The sequence below is a fragment of the Streptomyces sp. NPDC085946 genome (assembly GCF_044540485.1).
GTDB lineage: Bacteria > Actinomycetota > Actinomycetes > Streptomycetales > Streptomycetaceae > Streptomyces.
Window position 1 is genome coordinate 19,269 of sequence record NZ_JBITSF010000040.1, and the last position, 19,987, is coordinate 39,255.

The 19,987-nt window shown below is 65.8% G+C and carries 12 protein-coding genes and 2 pseudogenes; 7 read left to right on the forward strand and 7 right to left on the reverse strand.

What is annotated here, in order from left to right; translation table 11 throughout:
• Positions 1-17: 17 nt before the first annotated feature.
• A pseudogene (locus ACIF8T_RS38255) lies at positions 18-1,222 on the forward strand (IS701 family transposase).
• Between the two features lie 316 nt (positions 1,223-1,538).
• Here the strand turns inward: ACIF8T_RS38255 and ACIF8T_RS38260 are convergent.
• The 3 genes from ACIF8T_RS38260 to ACIF8T_RS38270 are packed head-to-tail and all read right to left on the reverse strand — an operon-like array spanning position 1,539 to position 6,905.
• Positions 1,539-4,268 carry a TerD family protein gene (locus ACIF8T_RS38260; protein ID WP_400041823.1) on the reverse strand — a complete coding sequence of 910 codons (2,730 nt, stop codon included), beginning with the start codon at positions 4,266-4,268 and terminating at the stop codon, positions 1,539-1,541.
• Entirely contained in the window at positions 4,258-6,351 is a 2,094-nt protein-coding gene (locus ACIF8T_RS38265) for a DEAD/DEAH box helicase family protein (RefSeq protein ID WP_400041825.1), read from the reverse strand. The genes ACIF8T_RS38260 and ACIF8T_RS38265 overlap by 11 nt, the downstream gene beginning before the upstream one ends.
• Positions 6,348-6,905 carry a hypothetical protein gene (locus tag ACIF8T_RS38270; RefSeq protein ID WP_400041827.1) on the reverse strand — a complete coding sequence of 186 codons (558 nt, stop codon included), beginning with the start codon at positions 6,903-6,905 and terminating at the stop codon, positions 6,348-6,350. The genes ACIF8T_RS38265 and ACIF8T_RS38270 overlap by 4 nt, the downstream gene beginning before the upstream one ends.
• 500 nt (positions 6,906-7,405) lie before the next feature.
• Here ACIF8T_RS38270 and ACIF8T_RS38275 point away from each other — a divergent pair, with 500 nt between their 5' ends.
• The 5 genes from ACIF8T_RS38275 to ACIF8T_RS38295 are packed head-to-tail and all read left to right on the forward strand — an operon-like array spanning position 7,406 to position 13,001.
• Positions 7,406-8,698 carry a helix-turn-helix domain-containing protein gene (locus tag ACIF8T_RS38275; protein WP_400041829.1) on the forward strand — a complete coding sequence of 431 codons (1,293 nt, stop codon included), beginning with the start codon at positions 7,406-7,408 and terminating at the stop codon, positions 8,696-8,698.
• A gap of 17 nt (positions 8,699-8,715) precedes the next feature.
• On the forward strand, positions 8,716-9,471 hold the full coding sequence (locus ACIF8T_RS38280; protein WP_400041830.1) for a TIR domain-containing protein: 756 nt from the start codon (positions 8,716-8,718) through the stop codon (positions 9,469-9,471).
• Positions 9,468-11,456, forward strand: coding sequence for a hypothetical protein (locus ACIF8T_RS38285; protein WP_400041832.1), 1,989 nt, complete (start codon positions 9,468-9,470; stop codon positions 11,454-11,456). The genes ACIF8T_RS38280 and ACIF8T_RS38285 overlap by 4 nt, the downstream gene beginning before the upstream one ends.
• Complete coding sequence (locus ACIF8T_RS38290; RefSeq protein ID WP_400041833.1) at positions 11,453-12,535, forward strand: hypothetical protein; 1,083 nt, start codon at positions 11,453-11,455, stop codon at positions 12,533-12,535. The genes ACIF8T_RS38285 and ACIF8T_RS38290 overlap by 4 nt, the downstream gene beginning before the upstream one ends.
• A 16-nt stretch (positions 12,536-12,551) precedes the next feature.
• A complete protein-coding gene (locus ACIF8T_RS38295; RefSeq protein ID WP_400041835.1) occupies positions 12,552-13,001 on the forward strand; it encodes a hypothetical protein in 450 nt (149 codons plus the stop codon).
• A 36-nt stretch (positions 13,002-13,037) separates the two neighbouring features.
• Here the strand turns inward: ACIF8T_RS38295 and ACIF8T_RS38300 are convergent, their stop codons facing one another.
• The 4 genes and pseudogenes from ACIF8T_RS38300 to ACIF8T_RS38315 all read right to left on the reverse strand — a co-directional run bounded on the left by ACIF8T_RS38300 (position 13,038) and on the right by ACIF8T_RS38315 (position 18,131).
• Positions 13,038-13,442: a hypothetical protein gene (locus ACIF8T_RS38300; RefSeq protein WP_400041837.1), complete on the reverse strand. Its 405-nt coding sequence runs from the start codon at positions 13,440-13,442 to the stop codon at positions 13,038-13,040.
• A pseudogene (locus ACIF8T_RS38305) lies at positions 13,439-14,301 on the reverse strand (IS5 family transposase). The gene ACIF8T_RS38300 and the pseudogene ACIF8T_RS38305 overlap by 4 nt, the downstream one beginning before the upstream one ends.
• A gap of 201 nt (positions 14,302-14,502) precedes the next feature.
• Positions 14,503-16,140 carry a UvrD-helicase domain-containing protein gene (locus ACIF8T_RS38310; protein ID WP_400041839.1) on the reverse strand — a complete coding sequence of 546 codons (1,638 nt, stop codon included), beginning with the start codon at positions 16,138-16,140 and terminating at the stop codon, positions 14,503-14,505.
• Positions 16,128-18,131 carry an ATP-dependent nuclease gene (locus ACIF8T_RS38315; RefSeq protein ID WP_400041841.1) on the reverse strand — a complete coding sequence of 668 codons (2,004 nt, stop codon included), beginning with the start codon at positions 18,129-18,131 and terminating at the stop codon, positions 16,128-16,130. The genes ACIF8T_RS38310 and ACIF8T_RS38315 overlap by 13 nt, the downstream gene beginning before the upstream one ends.
• 359 nt (positions 18,132-18,490) lie before the next feature.
• On the opposite strand from ACIF8T_RS38315, the gene ACIF8T_RS38320 reads away from it, so the two are divergent.
• Positions 18,491-19,729, forward strand: a complete 1,239-nt coding sequence (locus ACIF8T_RS38320; RefSeq protein ID WP_400041843.1) for an IS701 family transposase — start codon at positions 18,491-18,493, stop codon at positions 19,727-19,729.
• The last annotated feature ends 258 nt before the right edge of the window (positions 19,730-19,987 follow it).

Here is a 19,987-nt window from a genome sequence, read left to right on the forward strand (position 1 = left end):
CGGTCGTTGGTGTGGTCATGGGTGGGGGCCTTGCTGATGTCAGGTTGTGGGCAGGTGAACTGGATGCTCTGCATGAGTGGTTCGTGCACCGGTTCAACAGGTCGGAGCCGCGGCAGTCGGCACTGGCCTACGTGTGGGGGCTGATTGCTCCGCTGCAGCGCAAGAACGGCTGGACGCTGGCCGAGGAGGCCGGTCACGACGGTCCGGACCTATCCAGCGGATGCTGAACCGGATCGAGTGGGACGCCGATGAGGTGCTCGGCGACGTGCGCCGGTACGTGGTCGAGCATCTCGGCGACCAGGACGCGGTGCTGATCGTGGACGACACCGGCTTTCTGAAGAAGGGGGTGCGGTTGGCCGGGGCGCAGCGGCAGTATTCCGGCACCGCCGGCGGACGGAAAATCCCCCAGAGGGGGTACCCCCCAGCCAGGTCGGCGTCTTCCTCGGCTATGCGACCGCTCGCGGACGAACGTTGATCGACCGCCGGTTGTATCTGCCCACGTCCTGGACGGAGGAGACCGGGAACGGTGCCGGCGGGCCGGCATCGGCGACGAGGTCGCCTTCGCCACGAAGGTGGCGATGGCCAAGGCGATGGTCCGCCGCGCGATCGCCGATCGCATCCCGTTCCGGTGGGTGACCGCGGACGCCGCCTACGGCTTCTCCAAGGGCTGGCGGTTCGAGCTGGAGCAGGCCGACGTCTTCCACGTCATGGCCACCACCCGCCACGACACCGTCGTCACCCGCTGGTCCATCGACCACCCCGTCCACGAGTTGTTTGACGGCCTGCCGCGGCAGAAGTGGAAACGCCGCTCCTGCGGCGAGGGCGCCCACGGCCGGCGGATCTACGACTGGGCGCGGGTGGAGGTGAGGCCGTGGCACCGGCCCGACCGCCGGCACTGGGTGTTGGCCCGCCGCAGCGTCAGCCGCCCCGAGGAGATCTCCTGCTACATCACCTACTGCCCGGCCGACACCACCCTGGACGAGCTGATCCGCATCGCCGCAGCCGCTGGGCGATCGAGGAATGCTTCCAGAGCGCCAAGCAGGAGTGCGGCCTGGACGACTACCAGGTCCGCCACTATCCCGGCTGGCACCGCCACATGACCCTGGCCATGGCCGCCCACGCCTGCCTGACCGTCCTGCGCGCCCGCCACCTCGATACGGAGAAAGCAGAAACGGATCCTCCCAGCTCACCCACTACAGCCTCGCCGAGATCCGACGCCTGATCACCCGCCTCACCAACCGCCGACCCGCACCCGTCCACCACGTTCTGCACTGGTCGACCTGGCGCCGCAGACGACAACACCAGGCCCGCCTCAGCCACTACAAACGACGCGGACACAACCCCTGACCTGGCCAACAATCAGCACAAGCACCGTTGCAGTACTACGCCTTGTCTGCGCGGTGAGATCAACTCATGCCGACTTGAGCGACTATGTGCCAGAAGACGGACGTGGAGTGCGTCCGGTCTGCCTTCGATTTCTCCCATACGCCATTGCTTGCGGCGGTGAAGCATGACGCCTCACCCGCTGTGCGCCCGGTTCAAGCCTCCACGTCGATGCCGTAGTCGGTGGCCAGACCCGCCAGTCCGCTGTCGTAGCCCTGTCCGACCGCGCGGGCCTTCCATCCGCCCACATGGCGGTAGAGCTCCACCGCGACGGCCACAGTTTCCCGTCCGGTGAACGCCGGTGGCACGAAGGACAATCGGGTGCCGGAAGGCTGGGTGATCTGTGCTTCCCACACGGTGTCCTGGTCGAAGACTGCGCCGGGCGGGCCCTCAGGATCGACGCTGACGACGATGGCGATGCTGCTGACGCTTTCCGGGATGATGCTCAGCTCGGCCGTAGCGGTGTCGCCGTTGACGCGGACCCCATCTTGGAAGGGATGGTTGTAGAAGACCAGGTCGTCATCACTGCGAACTCTGCCCTTGCTGGTGAGGAGCACCGCGGACACGTCCACGGGCACGCCGGAGGCAGTGATGCGGATGGTGGCATCTTCGGTTGCCAGGGGAACATTGGCTCCCTTGGCCAGTATCTGCTGTCCATCCTCCCGGGGGCGGATCACCGCGGTCGAGCTGGCCGTGGGGGAAGGGCTTGAACCCAGCGGTGGGCTGATGCCGGTGAGCGTAGCAAGGGCCTGCTGGAGATGAGGCCAGCCTTCTGCTTCCCCGCCGGGCCAGGGCCAGCGCAGACGCTGGGTTCCGAACTGTTTGGCCGTCGGGGGCTGCCCGAGAGCTTCCTGCAGTTGCAAGTAGCGCAGGCTTTCGGCGGCCAGCCGGCCAAGCTGCCACTGCCGCTGGGTCTCCTCCGGGCTGTTCAACCACGTGTCGTGGTCGACAGGCTCACCCCCCAGCGCCTGATACACCCGCCGGGCCACGTCATAGCCGTCACCTGCCACCAGACGAGCGGGCCGCTCCTGCTCGGACGGTGCCGGCTCGCCGATCGCCGTGTACAGCGCCCCCAGGTCGCCGCCGGTCCAGTGGTTGGCGGCCTCCGTTGCGAACCGGGAGAACTGGATGAGCGTGGGCGGCTTCCCCTTAGCAGCGACGTGCCGGTGGAGCTGGTGCGCAACGTCCTCCAGCTCGGAGCGCCACCGGTGCTGTAGGTAGGTCTCAAGGTGCTGTTCGGCCCAGGCACGCCGGTATCGGGTGATGAGGTCTCGCACTCCTTCGAAGCCCTTGCGGCGCGTACGGCGGCCCATGCTGGAGGTGAAGGTCACCTGACCGTACGGAGTCTCGACCGTGCTGCTAGTGCTGTCGGTGATGTCCTCCTCTGGCCCCAGCATCTGCTCGGCAGCACTCAGCTCGCGGAAGAAGGTCGTGTCGACGGGGCAGCCCGCCGCGCGCAGGGCTGCCAAAGCCTTGCTGTAGTAGCGGTTGGCGCGGCCCAGGGTGGTGCGGGAGTACGGTCCTTCGCACACGAACCAGGCGGTCAGACCCACGCCGTGCCAGAAATCGCCCGCCGGGCCCAGCGCATCGGCCATGATCTGGTGCGGCCGCGGATTGCTGACGATACGGCCGGGATACCGCTGCAGCGTCACTGTCGCCCACAGCCGTCCGACCTCCTCGAGGACCTCGGCGGGCAGACACTGCTGGTACAGCTGAGGGGTGAAACCCTGCTCGGTCCGCGACAAGCTCATCAGTTCCTCGTCGACCAGACCCCACAAGGACGGCATCCCCGGCGACTGGACCGCATGTGCTCGGTCGAAACCCGCCCACCAGCTAAGCAGTGCAGCAGTCCGCTCCTCCACCGGGGATACGGAACTGCTCCCGCCGAGGAAGGCGGCCAGCATGGCCTGCACCGCGGCTTCCGCGATGCCCGCCTCGGCAGCTACGTCGGCTGTCCGGACGGACGCGCCCACATACAGGCGGGGCTCGGGAAGAGCGGTGATGATTTCCTCGTCCGGGTGGACAGGAGCCTGGAGGTAGTCCAAAGCGGCCAGCCAGTCGCCGCCGAAGTACGCGGAGACGACCGGTTGCAGTTCTTTAGTGAGCACCCGGCGCGCCAGGGCCGTGCCGGCCTTGGCCTTCTTGGCGAAGCCTGCCATCAGGGCCTGGAGCTGCTGGATGCGGTGACGGGCGACGAGTGCCACGAGGTCGGCAGCGGCGAGGGTGTCCAGCAGCTCCAGGCGGGCCTGCTGCTGTCCCGTACGGTCCAGTGTGGGCCAGGCGCCGCCGAAGCGGAAAGCTTCCAGTGCACCGTCTTTGATGCCCAGGAGCCGGTAGCGCTCTTCGATCACCGTCCAGAACCGCTGCTGATGTGTGGGCGGAAAAATGTCTCCCGCCGCTCGTAGCCGGACGGGCTGAAGCAATGTCTCGAACAGCGGCACCAGCAGCGCCCACAGCAGGATGGTGTCCGCGCCCTCCACGGCGGTGAGCCGGGCGGTCTCATCGGCGGCCAGTGTCAGAGCGTGGCCCGGGCGTTCCCGCAGCAGATGCGGCAGGTTGACCGCCCCCGCCTTCACAGACAGCTTCGTCGGCAGGTACCACGCGCCGCGCTTGTGCTGTTTCTGGACGCTGAAGAAGCTGGCACACAGGGCTGCTTCTGCTGGGATGAGGGCCGTCACCTCGGCCCTGTCAGGGGTGTGGCGTCCTCGGCCGGGGGTGATGGTGGCCAGCGGCTGTCCGGCCAGGGCAGCGCCAAGCAGTCTGGCCGCCAGGGCGTCGAGCTCAGCGAACCGCTGCTGCTGCCCGGCCGCCGCCTCCAGACGTAGGGCTTCTCCGGGGTCGGCCTGGGTGGCCGGATGCCACCAGTACGACGGGTCACGTGCCACCGGTCAGCCTCCGCATGTAGTCGACGAACTGCTCGAACGGGACCGGGGAGGCGGTGCTCTGTGCGTAGACGGCGTAACGCTGGGCCAACAGATGCCGCTCCCGCTCCGCCCGCCGTGCCTCGACCCGGTCCGTCCCATGGATCACACGTTCCTCGACCCGGCCCCGCTCGTAGAGCACGAACGCGTCCATCCCGCCCGGGCCACCGTCACTCGCCGTACTTGCCCCACCCGGGAGGTCATCACCGCCATCGAGGACGGGGACGGTCTCCAACATGTCGGCGTCGATCAGCGGAGCATCGAGCAGGACAGCGGGATCCATGTCATTGTCCGCACACAAAGCCTCCAGGTGTTCCTCCAAGCCGAGCTCGGCATGACAGACCACGTCCAGATACTGCTGCTCGGGGGCGAGGTGGGAATGGCGCAGCACGCGGACACCGCGGCCGACGAACTGGTAGAACTCGCCGAAGCTGCCATAGGGCCGCAAGGGCACGACCACGGTGATGGGAGGGAAGTCGTAACCCTGACCGAGCATCCGCAGCTGCACAATGCCCTCGAGGTCTCCCGCATCAGATTCGAACCGCCGCCGCGTGGCGGCGATCGCCGAGGCCGACATGCTGTGGTGCAGTGTGGCGCAGGCGATGCCGTGTTCCTCGGCTATCCGCGCGATCTGCTCGGCGTGAGCCTGGCCCATCGCCGCGAACAGCACCCGAGGCCTGATTGGGGCCAGCAGCTTGGCCTGCGCGTCCAGACACGCCCGTGTCACCGCCATCACCTGCCGAATGGGCGCCTCGGACTGCGCGGTAATCCGCGCCAGCTTCCGCTCATCTCCCAGCACGCTCAGCAGAGCATCACGACCCACGACCTGCTCGCGCCGTCCGTCCGGCCACACCGCCTCATACACCGTCGACGCCACCTCGGGCGCGAACCGGTGCGCCCGCAAGTTCTTCGCCGAGCCGTCTGCCACGGAATCCACCAGCCGGTACCGATAGACGACATCGGCGTCGATCGGCTTGCCGTCCAGGCGGGTGAAGCACGCCGACATCAGCAGCGTGCGCGCACGGGGAAAGTGGGCGAACAATCGCTGGTAGGAGGCACTGGCCGCGATATGCGCCTCGTCGACCACGATGAAGTCGACATCCCCGGGCTCCAGCTTGGCCAGCAGATCCCCGCTCTTCTCGCCGCTACCCAGCGCATGGAAGTTCGTGACCACCACGTCCGCGGCTAGCAGCCGCTCACGGCTGACCTGGCTGATCTGCTGCTCGTCCGCGTCCAGGACCAGCGTGGCCGGCGGGCGGGCACCGGGCAGCAGCGGCCCGCCCGCCAGCCCGTACAACACATTGCCTGGCACCCCCGGATCAAGGGCCGAAGCGAAGGTTCCCCGAATCACCGATCCCGGGGTCACCACCAGCGCCCGCCGCCGGGTGAACGACAACGCCGCCGCCACCCCCAGGGCAGTCTTACCTGCTCCGACAGCCATTACCGTGGCCGCATGCCGGCCACCAGAGGCGTAGTAATTCGCCAGCGCGGCTAACGCCTCATCCTGACAGGAGCGCAGCGGCCCCCGGTCCACCCGGCCCCGCACACCGTCGAAGTACGCACCACCCGGCATCAGCCCGGCCTGTCCTGCACCACGGGGCGGGTCGGCAGCTCGCATCGGATCCCCAGCCATGTCCGGGACCTCGACAAGCGGTACAACCGTCACCCACCTAGCCAGCAGCGGATCACGCCGCAGCATCGCCTGCAGCTGGGCCACGCAGCGGGCCGTGTCCATACGCACCGCATCGTAGGAAAACCGCAGCACGGTCAGCCCCGAGGCAGCCAGGTCGTTCTGCCGCAGCCGGTCGTAGGTGAACGCCGTCCGATTACTGTGGAAGGAGAACCCATCCAATTCAACGGCCAGTTGCAGCGTCTCACCCGCGATCAGGTAGTCCAGCCGGTAGGTACGTTCCTGCACGGTGACCGGGTACTGGCTGTGCACCCGCTGCACGATGGCCGCGTCCACGGCAGGGGAAAGAACCCACCGCAAAAACGCCTCCTCCAGATAGGAGGCAGCAGGAACGAGCTGCTCCAGCCCCGCGCTCACTGCGCCCTGCCCGACCCCGCGGCTTCAGCCGCCAGCGCGCCGACCTTCTCCGACAGCCGGGTCATCATGTCCTCGCCCTGTCCGAAGCGCGTCAGCCGCTTCGCCACAGCGAGTGCCTCCGCGAAAGCGCCCTCGCGCTCCAACAGGCCGATCAGCCGGGACACGGACGTCACCCGCACAAACGCCATCGGTTCTGTGCCCTCGAAAGACACCGCCTGCGGGGCAGCCTCCATAAGCTCCAGATCAAGCAGGGCAAACACCTCGAGCATCTCTAGCGCTCGAGGATCCGCATTGCGCGTGCTCCACAGCCGGTCGACCGCATTCTGCAGGACGAAGTGGTAGTCCATCGCCGAGCCCGGAAGCTCCAGTGCCTCCCACACTCGAACGACCAGCTCCTCGCCACGCGAGTCGTACGGCACATGCTGGCTGGCCGGCGTCGCAGACGTATAGCCCTCGGCCGTCGGCCACATCGCAGTGCCATACGACTCATCCGGACGATCCCCCGCCCCCGGCAACGCCCCACGAACAACGCCGAGGCTTCCGCCGAAAGCCATGCCGGGAACCGACGCCAAGCGCTCAAACCACGACCTCACGTACCCCACCACTCCCGCAAGTCCCCCTGCACCCCTACCTACGCAGCTGCCCCATCCCTTTGCTGTGGTGGTTCATTCTCGCAGTCCACGCACCGGTTGACTGTCGTTCCGTCAACATGAGCAGCACCCCCGACCTTATGCGGCGAGCGGATACGGGCTGGCCAGTGACACATGGCGTACCGGGTTGCTGCGGCCGAACCGAAGTGGCTGGAATCACCCCCTGGAACAACTCCCACAACTCGTCGGACATCGGCTGCTCCACTATTGCGATCACTACTGCATCCCCGCGATCAAGCCAGTACAGATGATCTTTCAAGGGTCAGCCCCCATACGGCGTTCCATCCGTGGGGAGGAAGAGGAAACGGGAAACAACACTGTTCGTCTTGTCCGTCCGGCCGGGGTTGTCGCAGTCTTTCGTGCGGCGACCCCGTTCACCTGGATGGATGGTTATGGAGGTTTCCGTGCCGCAGCCGTCCACCGTGTTCGGCGAGGAGCTGAGAAGACGGCGGTTGGAGGCTGGTCTCAGTCTCACCGCACTGTCTGCCGCCGTGCACTACAGCAAGGCGCAGCTGAGCAAGGTCGAACGGGGTCTCAAGGCGCCCAGCCGTGACCTTGCCCGACTGTGCGACGCCGCCCTTAGAGCCGGCGGAGCACTCATCGCCTTGGTCACCCGGCCCGCCGCTGACGCGCCGGACAGGCCGGTGCCGGGCGGGAGCGACGAGGAGGAGTGGATGATGCAGCTGTCACCGGACGGCCCCAGCTGGTTTCAGCTCGTGGGCCGGCGGCAGGTCGTAAGCGCTGGCGCCGCATCGCTGATGAAGTGGAGCGCAGGTGGCCAGGGAGCCGTCTCCCCGGTTGCTGGGGGAGGCATGCTGGAAGCGTCCCGCTCTCTGTTCACGCATTACAGGCGGCTCGGCCAGAGCGTCGAGCCCGGCTTCCTGCTGCCGGGTCTGATCGCGCAGACGCACACGCTGCGGGAGCTGTCCGCGCACATCGACTCCCGTATGCGTCAGGAGCTGCTGGCGCTCGGCTCCCGGTACGCCGAGTACGTCGGCTGGCTGGTGCAGGAGACCGGAGACGAACAGGCGGCACTGTGGTGGACGCAGCGCGCGGTGGACCTCGCTGCCGCCGGCGGTGACCGGGCGCTGGCCGGGTATGCGCTGGTCCGCAGGGCGCTGGTCACGCTGTATCAGGACGACGCGGAACAGACCGTCGCCCTGGCGCAACGCGCGCAGAGCGGCACGCTTCCACCGCGGATCCGCGGGCTGGCCGCCCAGCGTGAGGCACAGGGGCACGCACTCGCGGGCGACCGCGACGCATGTCTGCGTGCCCTGGATCGGGCCCGGGCATTGCTGGCCCGTCAGGACGGCGATGCCGATGCACCGGTGATCGGCAGCATGCACCTGCCCGACTCGGTTGGCATGGTCACCGGCTGGTGCCTGCTCGACCTCGGCCGGCCGAAGGAGGCGGCGGAGGAACTGGACCGGCAACTGGCACGAATCTCGCCCGAGGCGGTACGCACGCAGGTGCGCTACGGCGTCCGCCGCGCGCTCGCTCATGCGTCGGACGGCCAGATCGACCAGGCTTGTGCGCTGACCGCGCCGCTCCTCGACGGAGCGGCGGCGGTCAGGTCCGCGACCGTCACGATCGATCTCCGGCGACTCGCCCGCGTCCTGGCCCGCCACTCCGATTACGCATCCGTACGCCAACTGGCCCCACGGCTCGGCACGTTAACGCGCTTCCCGACCTCCTGAAGAAGAAAGGCCTGGTCATGGCCGACGTATTCATCAACTACCGTACGGGGGACGGCGACAAGACCGCCGCCCTGATCGACCAGGAATTGTCGCGTCGCTTCGGCCGAAAGCGCATCTTCCGCGCTTCGAAGTCCATCGCCCCTGGCCACGCCTACCCCGACGCCCTGCTGACCGGTGTGCGGTGCAGCTCTGTGCTGCTGGCTGTCATCGGGCCGGACTGGACGAACTTCCAGGCCCGGCTGCGCGACCCGGAGGACTGGGTACGCAAGGAGATCCTGGAGGCGTTCGCCTGCGGGATACCGATTGTTCCCGTGTTGGACGGCCGGAAGACGGACCGGCTGAGCAAGGCGGACCTGCCGGACGAGCTGGCGCGGCTGGTCGACCTCCAGTCCATACCGTTCGACACGCATGACACCGAGACGGGCTTGAAACGCCTCGGTGACCTGGTGGCCGAGCTGGTGCCCGGGCTGTACGACCTGGACCGGGACGCTTCCTCGTCACCGGCCCCCACCGAGGTGAGGAACTCGATCGGAGACGTGAGCGGGACGGCCGTACAGAGCCGGGACTTCACCGGAGACGTCGGCGGCACTGTCATCAAGGACTCCCACGGGCCCGTGCACACGGGCAGGGGCGATATCTACCAGAACTCGCGTCATGTGTCGGGCGACCGGCACTTCTCGGGTAACGGGATGATCTACTTCGAGGGCGACCACCACGGCGACATCCGGCACCGGTTCGGCGAGCAGGACCGACGTGAGGACGACGACCGGTGAGCGAGCACATCAGCACGCGGGTCGAAAACCCATACGCCCCCATGCACACCGGCAGTGGTGACCTCTACGTCACCATCGGCACTCAGATGCAGGACCCGGACAGACCCACCTTCCGCCGCCTCGCCGACGACCACCTTGCCTGGCTCAAACGAGTACTGGTCGACCCGGTCGGCATGGGAGCGGCCCGCCACAAGCTGACCGACACCGGCACCGTGATCCTGGACGGCCCTCCGGGCAGCGGCCGCACCTCGGTGGCCCGGGTGCTCCTACGCGAGTACGACCTGGGCACTGGTGTCTTCCACGAACTACTGCCGGACGAGGAAGAGGAGCTGTCCCTCAGTAACCCGGCTCTGGTAGGGACCGGTGACCGGCTACTGCTGGACCTGTCGGCGGCCACCGCCGCCCAGTGGGCTGCGGCCCGGGCGGATCTCTCCGCCCTCCGCAAGACCGTACACGAACAGCACGCGCACCTGGTCGTCGTCATGCCCTACGGGCACCCCCTCGACCCCGACCTGCAGCACTACCGCATCAAAATCGAATGCCCGGACGGCTTACAAGTTTTCCGGCGGCACCTCCGTATGCACGGGGTGCCCTACGAGCCCGACTCGACCGTCACAGCATTTCTGGCCGAGTCCCGACCGATGCGGGAGATCGCGGACTTCGCCGACCTGGTGCGGCGGGCCCGTGAGGCCGCCAGCGCCGGGGAGGGTTTCGCGCAGTGGTGCGCAACGGCCCGCAAAGCGCGGGACGACCGACGTGCGGAGATCGCTACGCTCGTCGCCAAATTACGTGAGGGTCCGCAGCGGGCTCTGCTCATCACCGTGGCCATGCTGCACGGCGCTCACGCCGACGTCATCCACCAGGCGGTCCAACTCCTGCTGCATACGCTCAAGTCTCCGCCCGAGGAACAGCCCTTGCTCGAGCGCAAAGACCTTGCCGAGCGGCTGTCGGAGATATCCGCCAGCATCGGGCCGGACGGCCACGTCCACTTCACGGAGCTGGACTACGACGCCGCAGTCCGCGCCCACTTCTGGGACCACATGCCCGACCTACGACAGCCTCTGGGCACCTGGGGCGCGCGCAGTGTGGAGTCAAGCGGTCCATACGTCACCCAGGAACTCCGTGCCAGCCTGGTGGAACGGCTGGCCGAGCAGTATCTGAGGACCAGACGTGGAGAAGGCCTGGCTTTCCTGGCCGAAGACTGGAGCATCACGCCCGCGAGCCGGCCCCGGCTGGAGGCCGCAGTGCATGCGCTCACCTGCGGCCTCAACGATCCTGCACAGGGTAGGAGCTTTCGCCAATGGATCTACCAGTACTGTGCTAATCGGCAGCTCAAGGGGGAGTTCGCTCAGGTCCTCGTCCAGGTCTGCGCGGATGTCATCGCCGCCAGCCACCCTGACCAGGCCCTGTTCCGGCTCTACCACCTGGCCCGCCGCGAGCGGGACACTACTCGCGCCCTGGAAGCACTGTGTGACCTGGTGGCAACGAGCGGCCGACTGCGCCGACGCCTACTCGACCTCCTCACACGCTCCCCCCTCTCGCCAGCAGAACTCCGTATCTTCCTGCCGGTCTGCGACCCCGAGCCGCTGAGCGTCCCGTACGACAACGGACACGCCTTGATCGAGGAGAACGGCGCACGCGAGTCCTTGACCAGCGGCTGGCGGGCGGTATTCAAAGAGCTGCCCCATGCGGAGTGGCACCCGTACGCGGAACGCTGGCTGCACACGGCAACCGACGCCGGACACCGCGGCGACCTGCTGCTCAACCTCCTCGTCAGTGCGGCCGACCGGTGTGACGACCAGCGCGGCACAACCTTTGCCGCGCTGTACACGAGTGCCCGCACCGCCGAACGCACAGCTCCCCACGGAACCGCCCGCGCTGCCACGACCACGGACCGACTGCTGCAAAAAATTTCCACGGCTCAGGGCCTTGGCCGGCCTGCCGCGCCACCGCCAACGACATCAACTGGGGGGAGCACACCGTGACGACCGGCTGTAAGACGACGACCGTCTTCCTCACCATCCTGTGCGGCCTACTGCTGACCATCCTCGGCCTGACACAGGAGTGGCCCGCGTACGCATGGCCCGTGCTGGCCGTCCTCCTCGTCGCAATCCCCGCTGCGATCTTCAAGATCGCTGCGGCGCGCCGTGGCTCTTTGCCCGTCGACCTCGAGGAACAACGCACTGCGCCGCCCGTCGAGCGCAGGGAACATCACGTCAGCCGCGTAGCCCTGCCCAGTCACTGGGCCGACTACGACTTCCTGTTCTCGGCCACCGTCCGGTGGTATCCCCTCGAGGCGCCCGGCAACGATCCCGTCCTCAATCCAGCCGGCCTTGCCGTCGAAGCAGTCCTGAACCGTGCCCGCGCGATCACCGAGCAACGGGCCCCCGGCCGCCCCTCGCTCGTCCAGCACGAACTGAGCGGTGCACTCAGCAGAATGCGCCCAGACCCCGCCGGACACCTTCAAGTCATGGCGGAGGACATCACACTCGTCCTGCGCGAACACGATCAAGAGCGGCTGGACAAACTCGCCGAAGTACGCAAAGACAAAGCGGTCTGGGAGCACCAGCGCAAGTATGAACAGAGTAAGCGCGCATACCTGAGCGAAGACGTGCTCAAGGACACCGGAAGTGCGGTCGTCTGGTGGCTCGCCAAGAACGACGACCACGTGGAAAAGACCGTGGCGGACATCGGTCTGCTAGCCCAGCTCACATCCGCCGCCAACGACACCGACGTGCCCGAACGACTGCGTGATTTCATACCCCGACCGCACAGTGAGAGCCCTGGCCTGGATCTCCTGCAGGGATTACCCGCTCCCTTCGAACCACAACCGACAGCCGCGGACCACTTCGAGACCTTTCTCAACAGCATGGGGTTCACGGACGGAGACGTTCGACGGACGATGCTGGCCAAACAGATCGCCGACATCATCAGGACACAAGACCAGCACGAGACAGCTGAGGACCTACTGCGCAGATTCGATCCGCCAGCGAGTTTCACACCGGACGACGGTGAGCCGCCAGCTCCCGAAGACAACACGATCAATGAGAAGCCCGAAAGCTGACTTTTTAAGGAGAACAATGGACAGTGAGCTGGCCGCTCTCGCCGCATCCGGAGCAACCACCCTAGTCTCACTCATGGTCACCGACTCCTGGACACACGCCCGTGACCTCGTCGGACGATTCTTCTCACGCAGCGGTGCAGACAGCACCGCGATCACCGACCTGGACACCGCCCGGACCCAGCTGCTCACCGCCGAGGCGACAGAGGACACACAAACCACCCGTGACATCACGGAACAATGGCACACCTACCTGCAGCGCCTTCTGCAAGCAGGCGCTGCCACTGGCGACGACCTGCGCGACCTGCTCACCTCCTTGCAGCAGATCGCGAACAACCCAGATCCACAACCGAGCACCGTACACAACGACATCAGCGGCGGAGTCCAGCATGGCCCTGTCATCCAGTCGGGTCGGATTGCCGGACTCACCTTTCACGTCCACCAAGCCGTCGCCCCCACGCACGACTGAACTGAGACATCCACACGGAAGTTCCCTCAGAGGGCGTTAAGTCCGTTTCTGGTAGCGGCCGCGTCCGGGTTGTGCGAGGAGTCCTTGGCGGACGAGTCGTCCCAGGCGGGAGCGGGTGACGTTGATCGAGGGCTCGTCGGTGGGCAGACCGAGGTGCTCGTGCAGATCGCGGACGCGGAACACCTTCTCGGGGTGCTCGTTGAACGTGCTCACGATGCGCTGGTAGACGGTGGCGGTGGCGGTCTCCGCGGGGGCCGGTGCGTGGTCGGGTGGGGTGAGGCCGTCGATGACTTTGCGGGTGGCGGCGAGCTCGACCAGGCGGGCTTCGGTCTCGGCGAGGGCGGTGGTGAGCCGCTCGATCTGCTCACGCAGGTTGCCGGCGCGGGTGGCGGTCTCATCGTGTTCGGTCTGCAGCAGCCGCAGGAGTTCGCTGACGTTCACGCGGCCAGCTCCACGTCGTCCCGCCAGGTGGGGGCGGGGGTGGTGAGGCGGCGGAGCATGCCGGCGGTGGAGGCCCAGTAGACGCGGGAGGCAGCGTTGTCGGGCCGGTGGTCGTAGTCGCGGGCCAGGCGCCGGTGCAGCATGAGGGTGCCGTTGACCTGCTCGACCACCCACCGCTTCGGTTGCGGGACGAAGCCCTTGCCCTCGTCGTCGGGGTTGCGCCGGACCACCTCGACGGTGATGTCCTTCACCGCTCCGTGGATGATCATGGCGTCCTTGAAGCCCTGGTCGACCAGGACCTTCTCCAGGCGTATCCCGCATCGTTCGGCCGCCTGGTCCAGCAGGGCGATGCCGGCCTCGTTGTCGTGCGCGCTCCCGGCCAGGACCACCACGCCGATGATCAGGCCCAGCACGTCGACGGCGAGCCCCCGCTTCCTGCCGGGTGTCTTCTTGTTCGCGTCCAGTCCCGTCGTCTCCTTCGGCACCCCGGCCGCCACGCGGACGGACTGGGTGTCGATGATCACCAGGGACGGGTCCTCTAATCGTCTGGACCGCTCCCGCACCTGGCAGCGCAGGATCTCCTGGATCCGCTGGTCAAGGCCGTCCTGGCGCCACAAGGTGAAGTAGTAGAACACCGCCGACCAGGCCGGGAGGTCGTGCGGCAGGAGCCGCCACTGACAGCCGGTCCGGTTCTGGTAGAGCAGCGCGTTCACGACCTCACGCAGGTCGCAGGAGCCCGGGTCCCCGGGTCCCCGGTCGCCGACCGCGCCACCCGCTCCTGCTTCCACGCGGTGACCAGCGGCTCGATCAACGCCCACTGCTCGTCGGACAAGTCGGTTGCGTACGGCATCCGTTCCATGCCCGCGACCCCATCATGCACACGACATGAGGCGACGGCAGAACCGTCCCATCACCCACGAATGAGCGACACCACATCACCAGGAAAGGGACTTAACGTCCTCTCAGAGGCTAACGTCTCTACGGGATCTGGCGTGGACCAAAGTGCAGGCTTGTGTTCAACGTGTGCCTGGGTATGCCGTAATCTGACTCGCGTCGCGCCTCACGGATGGACAGTACTTGAAGCGAACCAGTCGTAAAGGGTGGATTCTGCCCCTTTCGGGAGATCATTGACGAACACCACGGCCAAGCCGCGCTGGGCTCGCGAGCAGCATACGTAAAACAGGTTGCGTGACCGCTCGGTACGGCTGGTTTTGTCGGTGCCAGCGAGCATCTTGCCGATGCTGAACCTGTTCCAGGCGCTATCGTCGACCACTACCACGACGTTCTCGAATTCGTCGCCCTTGACGCCGTGCTGGGTTGAAAACGGGGTGAGTTCATCGATGAAGTGAGTGACGCTGATGACTTCTCGGTAGGACACCGTACGGAGGTTGTTCGAGAAAACTGCCCGTCGCTGGCCGCGCTCGTCCAGGTTCGTTGCGGTTCTGTGGCGTTCAAGGTCTTTAAGCTTTCCTGGCATGGCGAGGAGATGACCGTCGGCCATCAGGTCAAGTACGTCGCCAATGGTGCCGGTCGTGCGTACGGCGTCGAGTGTACGGATGGCCTCGCTGACGGCGCGTTTGTGAGCGTGGCGGGTGATCCGTGTCCGTCCTTCGTCCAGCAGGCTGGTCAGCTCGGCGAAGTCGTTGTTGCGGAAGGCTGTGCTCACAGCCTCGACCCGGGTGAGGTACTGGATATAGGGCTCGTTGCGTGCCATGAGGTCGTCGGGGCCGTAACGGCTCAGCTGTCGATACTGTTCGAGGAGGTTGGCGTACTCCAGAGTGCCGGCGATACTGCGGTGGGTGAGCAGGAGGTACTTAGTGTTCTCGCGTGTCCAGCCGTTCTGAGCGAGTGCTGTTTCGGCAGCGGTCAGTCGCTCGGGGCCAGCCTGGATGCCACTGTTGAGGAACAGGTAGACCTCACCGGTCTGCTGCTCGCCGACGGCGTCCTGAATGAGCTCGGGACGCATCCGATTGAGCACCTCGACGACAGGAGGAGAACACCGGTAGTTCTCGTGCTTGGTGATCTCGGTGAGGAGGTCGGGACGTTTTACCGCTCCGACGCCGGACTCGTAGATCTTCTGCATGGAGTCGCCGAATAGGCCGACTACGCACTTCTCATGGCCGGCGCCCGCCAGGTGGTCCAGCAGGAGCTGGATCGTCTTGGGTGAGGTGTCCTGGTACTCGTCGACGAAGACGACCGGGTACTTGCTGGCAATGATACGTACGAGCTTGGGGTGGGCTGTGACGAGGCGGAGCGACAGTGCGATGACGTCATCGTGGGAGATGCGCCCTTCGCTCAGTCTGCGCCCGCGGTCGGAGTACTCAATGACTGGGGGAGCGGTGACGTCATTAAGGTCTTCGGGTCTGGTCAGGTGCTTGTTGTAGTCGAGAATTTGCTGCCAGAGCTCACGCTGGTACGGCTGGATGGCACTCCAGAGAAATTCGTGGATGGTGCCGACATCGACGAGCGGGTCCGCGGCGATGCGTTCGTGGATCTTCTTCTTGGCGACGTTCGTATATGTGATGCAGGCGATCCGCCGGCTGTGCGCCTCCAGGTCTGTGCGGTGGTGATCCAGGAGGTGTTGCAGGGCGCGGACCAAGGTGGTCGTCTTGCCAGCGCCGGCCCCTGCTTCAACGAGGAAGCTGCGCCGGGCTTCCAGCTCCGTGGCGACGGCTTCGAGGGTGTCTAGGCGAGCCACTGCAGTCCTTCGGCGATGTAACGGGGAACAGCCCAGTCCTCCAGGAGCATGACGTCGAAGGCAAAGTCGGTTTTGTGGTCGCTGAGTTGCTCTGCGATGTCGTAGGCCTTGGCTTCGATGTCGTTGGCGGTGGGGTCAGCCCCGACCTCCTTAACGAAGGCAGCCTTCAGGGCGAGCTGGCGGAAGTCACGTGCGAGGGGTTCTGCGTTGGCGATGATGAAGGCATCCTCGAAGCTTCGCGCGCACGCTCCCGAATCTCTCTCCGGGATCTGGTAGGCAACTCGGACGTGCCCCTGCTCCTTGTCAGCCGGGTCGGTGGCGACCAGCTCAGCGATGCTGGACTTCTCGGGCAGCCAATTCTTGAGCGTCTGGTTCGAGGTGACCGTCTGCCCCTGGCCGGGAGGGCAGGATTTGCGGTGCTTCGGGCACACGGAGTCGATGTCGGTGATGACGAGAGTCTTGACGTTTAGGAAGGTGAGTAGTTCCCGGAAGCGGACGGCGTAGGCGTCGCCGACCTCGATGACCGATACGTATTGGTGCAGCAGCTCCTTGGCGCAGCGTCGGACCATCTCGGGTAGCAGCAGGCGTTCTGCGGTGCCCTCGATCAGGATCACCTTGTCGGCGAAGAACATGTCGCACCGATGCAAAACCATGTACTGGCGCAGGAAGCGCAGGGTCTCGTCGCCCTGCGGGGTGGCCTTGACCTTGGCCTGGAAGGTTGAGAGGTCCTTGACCGTGAGCTGCGGCTCGGAACGGTCGAAGTAGCGCACGGTGTGGAAGCCGCTGCTGGCGACGATGTGGGAGGAGTGCGTGGTGATGACCACCTGCACCTTCCAGCCCGTTTTGCGGTCGATGAAGTCCTGGATGTTCTTGATGAACGTCTCCTGCATCTGGGGATGCAGATGGGCTTCTGGTTCCTCAATGAACAGCACCTGGAGTGCCGGTTTGGGCGTGCTGCGTTCATAGGTCTGGTGGAAGCTGATGACCTGCAGGATCGTGAAGATCAGCTTGCTGTAGCCCAGCCCATTGTGGCCCTCGGGAAGGTGAAAGCCGTCGTCCCCGGACGGATACTGGATGCGGGTACTGCCGCGGAGGATTCCAGAAGCCTCGATGAGGGAGACGATGCGAGGCTTCTGGACGGGGGTGATGGTGCCCACTCCGAAGGTGCGCAAGTCCTCGAAGATCGGGTCGAACAGTGTGGCGTAGTTGTCGTCGAGTTGCTGTGAGGCGGACGCCAGAGCGGTCTCGATCTGTTCGATGCTCTGGTGACGGTCCTCGTGTCCACTGTTGACCTTGTAGTAGGCTTCGAACGTCTTCGACAGGGTGCGGGCCTTGTCGCTCGGCGTGTCATCCATCTTGGTCTGTGCGTAGACGAACTTGACCGACAGGATGGATTCGGCAGCGCCGCGCTTGATCTCTTTGCGGACATGATCGTCTAGCGGACTGACCGCTCGATAAGCCGGGGCAAAGTAGTCCGAGAAGTTCTTGCGCAGCCACTTGATGCGATCGAATGGCTCCTGCCGGCTGGCCGACCAGAAGCTTTTGAGGAAGTCGTGCGGGCGGGCAACCTCCAGCGCCGCCTCGATCCTGACCTCGAAGCAGGCATCGTCCAAGTCGAGTATCACACCCGTGAGTGGTGCGAGGTCGTCATCTTCCGTGTACTCGATGGTGAGGGCCAACCGGATGGCCGGGACGAGGGCACAGGCTTTGGTCAGTAGGTCCTCGCTGGTCTCCGTGTCTCCCCGGTCAGCGTGCGCCTGCGCCTCGCCAAAGATCTGCCGCGCCTGCTCGATGTCGGCTATGCGGCAGGTGGAAAAGTCCTCCAAGACGAACTTCGTGTCCTCTTCACCGAAGAACTTTTCGAAGAGATTGACAAACGATGTCTTGCCGCTGTTGTTGCGTCCGACAATGAGAGTGGTCTTCGGGTCAACCCGGACGTCTACCCTCTCGAGGGCGCGAAAGTTGATCACTTCGGCATGAGTCAGCTGCATCGCACTCCCGACATCGTCCCCAACCCCAGCCTCCCAAGGGCGGCATATGCCTGCGCCTGCCGAGAGTCAAAGCAGTATCTGATACCGAAGGGGCAGAGGGTGCTAAATGACCCAAAGTGATCAGTGGTATGAAAAATTATGTCTATTTCGATCTTCAATGATCCATGGCGATCACCGATTTGCGCCAGGTGCCGGTGTACGCGGTGAAGGCGCCAGCAGACGGAACTGCACCTCTTAGTACTCCAGTTGCAGTTCGCTATCTCTGCTGGTCAGAGGCGTCTTCTTGAGTCTATTCGGCTGCCGTGGCGCTTGGTGCCGGAAGTTCGTAACCTCCACCGTGGCGGTCCGTTGTGATTGTCATGCAGGATGTGCGGCCCGACGTCTGGTCGGCGGAACTGGAAGAGGTGCTCGTTCGGGTCGGTCACCGGTTCGGGCAGGTGGACCTACGGCGGCAGATGAGGGCCTATGTGAATGGTCTGCTCGGCCCGGTGGGCCGGAAGAACAGCTGGCAGCTGGCCGAGTACGTAGGCCACCGCACCCCTGCGGGCCTGCAGAATCTGCTGAACCGTGCGCGCTGGAATCCTGACGAGGTGCGTGATGACCTGCAGGAGTATGTCGCCCACAAGCTTGGGGAGCCGGGCGGTGTGCTGATCATCGACGACACCGGCTTCCTGAAGAAGGGGACGGTCTCGGCCGGTGTCCAGCGGCAATACTCGGGGACTGCCGGCCGCACGGAGAACTGCCAGATCGGGGTCTTCGCCGCCTACGCTTCCCGGCACGGACGAGCGCTGGTGGACCGGGAGTTGTATCTGCCGAAGTCCTGGACGACGGACCGGGACCGCTGCGAGGCGGCGAAGATACCCGACGACCGTGACTTCGCGACCAAGGGCGACCTGGCCAAAGCCATGATCCAGCGGGCCCTGGCCTCGCCACTGCCCATCGCCTGGGTGACCGCGGACTCGGCCTATGGCCAGGAATGGCGGCTGCGGCGGATGCTGGAGGAAGCCGGCGTCGGTTACGTCCTGGCCGTCCCGAAGTCCCAGCCCATCCCCGCGCTGGGCCGCATCGATCTCGTCATCGCCCAAGCGCCGAACGAAGCCTGGGAACGCCATTCCTGCGGTGACGGAGCGAAGGGGCCGCGCGTCTACGACTGGGCCGCGGCGAAACTGCCGACCGTCTACGACTTCGACGGCGATCAACCCACGCACCACCGGTGGGTCCTGGCCCGCCGCAGCCTCGCCCGGCCGGAAGAGATCGCCTACTACCTCGCCTACGCACCCGTCGGCACAGAGGTTCCCGAACTGGCCCGGATCGCCGGCAGCCGGTGGGCGATCGAGGAGTGCGTCCAGGCCGCGAAGAACGAATGCGGCCTGGACCAGTACGAGGTCCGCCGCTATCCGGGCTGGTACCGGCACATCACTCTCGCCATGCTGGCCCACGCCTTCCTCGCGGCCATGTCCGCCACCGCAACGACGGCAAGGGGGGCCGCAGAAACGGTTCCGGCGCCCTTGCACCCCTCACCGTGGCAGAAGTCCGGCGGCTCCTGGCAGTTCACCGTCTCCCACCGACACACCGGCGGAAAGCCGATTACGCGCTGAGCTGGTCCTGGTGGCGGCGCCGCCACCAGGCAACCGCACGACGCTGCCACTACCGTCGCCGCCACGGTGGAGGCTACGAACTTCCGGCACCAGGCGCCACGGCAGCCGAATAGACTCAAGAAGACGCCTCTGACCAGCAGAGATAGCGAACTGCAACTGGAGTACTAGTGACGTGAGTCAGAGGTTCGTCGTTGGTTTGGTGTGAATCGCCGTGGACCGAAAATTCCGCCGTTGTCGGTAACCGATGCCCAGCGGGCT

Excerpts from the sequence above, each read along its gene's own strand:
- ACIF8T_RS38320 (WP_400041843.1), top strand. The coding sequence starts at position 18,491 with ATGCAGGATGTGCGGCCCGACGTCTGGTCGGCGGAACTGGAAGAGGTG.
- ACIF8T_RS38270 (WP_400041827.1), bottom strand. The coding sequence starts at position 6,905 with ATGGCTTTCGGCGGAAGCCTCGGCGTTGTTCGTGGGGCGTTGCCGGGG.
- ACIF8T_RS38295 (WP_400041835.1), top strand. The coding sequence starts at position 12,552 with ATGGACAGTGAGCTGGCCGCTCTCGCCGCATCCGGAGCAACCACCCTA.
- ACIF8T_RS38280 (WP_400041830.1), top strand. The coding sequence starts at position 8,716 with ATGGCCGACGTATTCATCAACTACCGTACGGGGGACGGCGACAAGACC.
- ACIF8T_RS38315 (WP_400041841.1), bottom strand. The coding sequence starts at position 18,131 with ATGCAGCTGACTCATGCCGAAGTGATCAACTTTCGCGCCCTCGAGAGG.